Annotated in this window: 6 protein-coding genes; 3 read left to right on the top strand and 3 right to left on the bottom strand. The window is 70.6% G+C overall.

Features of this window, described 5'->3' with window-relative positions:
- The 3 genes from HC022_RS20570 to HC022_RS20560 all read right to left on the bottom strand — a co-directional run.
- The coding region (locus tag HC022_RS20570; protein ID WP_167453659.1) for a SulP family inorganic anion transporter at positions 1-1,245 on the bottom strand (1,245 nt) is incomplete at its 3' end.
- A 265-nt stretch (positions 1,246-1,510) separates the two neighbouring features.
- The gene (locus HC022_RS20565; RefSeq protein WP_167453658.1) at positions 1,511-1,672 is read right to left on the bottom strand and encodes a hypothetical protein; all 162 of its coding nucleotides are present in this window, start codon (positions 1,670-1,672) and stop codon (positions 1,511-1,513) included.
- Between the two features lie 41 nt (positions 1,673-1,713).
- A complete protein-coding gene (locus HC022_RS20560; RefSeq protein WP_167453657.1) occupies positions 1,714-1,974 on the bottom strand; it encodes a hypothetical protein in 261 nt (86 codons plus the stop codon).
- Between the two features lie 97 nt (positions 1,975-2,071).
- Here HC022_RS20560 and HC022_RS20555 point away from each other — a divergent pair, with 97 nt between their 5' ends.
- From HC022_RS20555 to HC022_RS20545, 3 genes are all read left to right on the top strand, one after another.
- Positions 2,072-2,947, top strand: coding sequence for an S-methyl-5'-thioadenosine phosphorylase (locus tag HC022_RS20555; RefSeq protein WP_167453656.1), 876 nt, complete (start codon positions 2,072-2,074; stop codon positions 2,945-2,947).
- The gene (locus HC022_RS20550; protein ID WP_167453655.1) at positions 2,944-3,567 is read left to right on the top strand and encodes a LysE family translocator; all 624 of its coding nucleotides are present in this window, start codon (positions 2,944-2,946) and stop codon (positions 3,565-3,567) included. The genes HC022_RS20555 and HC022_RS20550 overlap by 4 nt, the downstream gene beginning before the upstream one ends.
- Positions 3,568-3,577: 10 nt before the next feature.
- Positions 3,578-4,058: adenine phosphoribosyltransferase (locus HC022_RS20545; protein ID WP_167453654.1), on the top strand; the 481-nt coding region annotated here is incomplete at its 3' end.

The raw sequence follows: 4,058 nt of genomic DNA, 5'->3' as shown, positions 1-4,058 counted from the left end.
GCGCCGCGCGTTGTTCCACGCGTAGGCAAGCGCCGAGACGATCACCCCCACGACCACCGCCACCGCGAGATCCTCGTAGACCGTCACAACGGTCACAAGCACGATGACGAAGGCGTCGATCAGCGGCACCTTGAAGAGGATGCGCAGGCTGTTCCAGGCGAAGGTGCCGATCACCACCATGAACATCACCCCCACCAGCGCCGCCAGCGGGATGAGCTCGATCAGCGGCGAGGCGAAGAGGATGAAGGACAGCAGGAACAGCGCCGCCACGATGCCGGCGATCCGCGTCCGTCCGCCGGATTTCACGTTGATCATCGACTGGCCGATCATGGCGCAGCCACCCATGCCGCCGAAGAAGCCGGTCACCACGTTGGCGGTGCCCTGCGCGATGCATTCCTGGCTGGCGCCGCCGCGCTGGCCGGTCATCTCGCCCACGAGGTTCAGCGTCAGCAGCGACTCGATCAGCCCGATCGCCGCGAGGATCACCGCGTAGGGCAGGATGATCTGCAGGGTCTCGAGGTCAAAGGGCACGGCGGGAATGTGGAACGAGGGGAAACCGCCCTGGATCGAGGCCATGTCCCCCACCCGCGGCGTATCGAACCCGAAGACGATCACCAGCACCGCGGTCACCACGATGCCGGCGAGCGGCGCGGGGATGACGCGGGTCACCTTGGGCAGCAGCCAGATCACCGCCATCGTGAGCGCCACCAGCCCCAGCATCAGCATCAGCGGCCCGCCCGAGAGCCACTCCTGCCCGCCCGAGCCCGGCACCTTGAACTGGGTGAGCTGGGCCAGGAAGATCACGATGGCCAGACCGTTGACGAAGCCCAGCATCACCGGGTGCGGCACCAGCCGGATGAACTTGCCCCAGTGCAGCGCGCCCGCGATCACCTGCAGGATGCCCATCAGCACCACGGTGGCAAAGAGGTACTCGACCCCGTGCTGCGCGACCAGCGCGACCATGACCACGGCCAGCGCCCCTGTCGCCCCCGAGATCATACCCGGGCGCCCGCCCAGCACCGCGGTGATCAGCCCCACGAGGAAGGCGGCGTAGAGCCCGACCAGCGGGTGCACGTCCGCGACGAAGGCAAAGGCCACCGCCTCGGGCACCAGCGCCAGCGCCACGGTCAGACCCGAGAGCACGTCGGTCTTGATCTGACCCGGGGTCAGCCGGCCGGTCGGGTGGATGCTGAGGTCGGGCATCGAGATGCGGCGTGCGTAGCGTGCCAGAAGGGCCTTGGCCATGAGCTATGTCCTGTTCCGTGTTGATGCGCGGCCCTGCGCATACTGCACCGCGGCGTGAAAAGCCACCCGTTCAGGCCCACATCCGCCCAAAGCCGCCCCATCGCCCCGCATTTGCCTCACATCCCCGCGCCGCCCCCTGACACTCCCGCCCGCCGCGGCCATTCTGGCCCCTCAGCCCCAGCCGCCCCCAGCCGTCTCCGCCGGAAGGTCCCGCCGTGCTCTCCACCGTCCTGCTCTACGCAGCCGCCGTCACCGTCGGGCTCTCCTAGGGCGGGCTCGCCTCAGCCGCGGCGGTCGCCGTGCCGCTGCTGTCGCTCTTCATGAACCCGGTCACCGCCGCCGCGACCCTGCTGCCGGTCTGCGTGGTCACCGACTGCATCGGCGTCTGGCTCTCCCGCCGCAGCTCCTCGCGCCGGAACGTGCGCATTCTCGTGCCCGCCATCCTCTTCGGCGTCGCCATCGCCACGGTCATCCCCCCTGCGCGCCCGAAAGCGCGCTGCTGCTCTTCACCGGCGGCATCGGGCTCTGGTCCTGCGCGCGGGTCTGGCTCGCCCGCGGCGCCACCGGGCAGACCACCTCCCGGCTGCTGCCCGGCCTGTTCCGGGGCACGATCACCGGCATCGCGGGCATCTTCGCCGGCCGCCGGCGAACCTGCCGCCTGCCCGAGGCGCTCTGCGTGCGGCTGATCCGCACCCTGCTCCACGCGCTCTCGGGGCGTCTGCTGGTCAAGCGCGGGCTGCAGCTTCTCGGCTGAGCCGATCACGCCTTTTCAACCGCTTTCCCCCGGTGCAAGCTCCCCGCGACACCAACAGGCAGGGGGCAGGACATGAGCGGCACGATGATCGGGGTGATCGGCGGATCGGGGGTCTACGACCTCGACACGCTCACGGACCGCACATGGGTCGCGGTCGAGACGCCCTGGGGCACGCCCTCGGACGAGATCCTGACCGGCACGCTCGACGGCGTGCCCATGGCGTTCCTGCCGCGCCATGGCCGCGGCCACGTGCATTCGCCCTCGACCGTGCCCTACCGCGCCAACATCGACGCGCTGAAGCGGCTCGGCGTCACCGACGTGATCTCGGTCTCCGCCTGCGGCTCCTTCCGCGAGGAAATGGCGCCGGGCGATTTCGTCATCGTCGACCAGTTCATCGACCGCACCTTCGCCCGCGAGAAGAGCTTCTTCGGCACCGGCTGCGTCGCCCATGTCTCGGTCGCACACCCCACCTGCCCGCGGCTCGGCGCCGCCTGCCTCGCCGCCGCGCGGGACGCCGGCATCACCGTGCACGAGGGCGGCACCTACCTCGCCATGGAGGGGCCGCAGTTCTCTACCCTGGCGGAATCCCGGATGTACCGCGAGAGCTGGGGCGCCGACGTGATCGGCATGACCAACATGCCCGAGGCCAAGCTCGCCCGCGAGGCCGAGCTCTGCTATGCCTCCGTCGCCATGGTCACCGATTACGACAGCTGGCACCCCGATCACGGCGCCGTCGAGATCACCGATATCGTCCGCGTGCTCACCGGCAACGCCGACAAGGCGCGGGCGCTGGTCTCGCGCCTGCCGGCCCTGCTCGGCGCCGGGCGCGCGCCCTGCCCGCACGGCTGCGACCGGGCGCTCGACCACGCGCTGCTCACCGCCCCCGACCGGCGCGACCCGGCGCTGATGGCAAGGCTGGACGCGGTGGCGGGGAGACTGCTGGCATGACCCTCGATCTCTGGCTGACCTTCGTCGCCGCCTCGACCGCGCTGCTGCTGATCCCGGGCCCCACGGTGCTGCTGGTGCTCTCCTACGCGCTCAGCAAGGGCCGCTCGGTCGCCGTGGCCTCCGCCGCCGGCGTGGCGCTCGGCGATTTCACCGCCATGTCGCTGTCGCTCGCGGGGCTCGGCGCGCTGGTGATGACCTCGGCCGCGCTCTTCACCGCGCTCAAGTGGATCGGCGCCGCCTACCTCGTCTGGCTCGGCGTGAAGCTGCTGCGCTCGGCACCGAGGGACGGCCTCGCCCTGCCCCGCGCCGAGGTCAGCGCCTCCGGCGTCTTCACCCACGCCGCCGCCGTCACCGCGCTCAACCCCAAGAGCATCGCCTTCTTCATCGCCTTCGTGCCGCAGTTCCTGACCGCGGAGGCGCCGCTCCTGCCGCAGTTCGCGATCCTCGTCGCCACGTTCGTGAGCCTCGCCGCGCTCAACGCGCTGGCCTACGCGCTCGCCGCCGACCGGCTGCGCAGCGCCATCGCCCGCCCCCCGGTCATCGCCTGGCTCACCCGCTGCGGCGGCGCCGCGCTGATCGGCATGGGGCTTCTCACCGCAACCCTGCGCCGCAACGCCTGAGGACAGCCCCATGATCGCCCAGAAACAGGTCCGCGACTACATCCGCTCGATCGTCGACTTCCCGCATGAAGGCATCGTGTTCCGCGACGTGAGCACGCTCTTCGCCGATCCCCGCGGCTTCCGCATGGCCATCGACCAGCTGCTGCATCCCTACGCGGGCACGCGCTTCGACAAGGTGGTGGGACTCGAGGCGCGCGGCTTCATCCTCGGCGGCGCGGTAGCGCACCAGCTCTCCGCGGGCTTCGTGCCGATCCGCAAGAAGGGCAAGCTGCCCGGCGCGGTGATCTCCGAGGCCTACACGCTGGAATACGGCGAGGCGGTGGTCGAGATCCACGACGACGCCATCACCCCCGGTGAGCGCATCCTGCTGGTCGACGACCTGCTCGCCACGGGCGGCACGGCGGAGGCGGGCATCAGGCTGGTAGAACGGCTGGGCGGCGAGATCATCGGCTGCGCCTTCATCGTCGACCTGCCGGACCTCGGCGGTCGCG

The organism is Salipiger sp. HF18 (assembly GCF_011806505.1).
GTDB lineage: Bacteria > Pseudomonadota > Alphaproteobacteria > Rhodobacterales > Rhodobacteraceae > Salipiger > Salipiger thiooxidans.
Note: the sequence above shows the minus strand (reverse complement) of the source record. Positions and strands in the feature narration are given on the sequence as shown.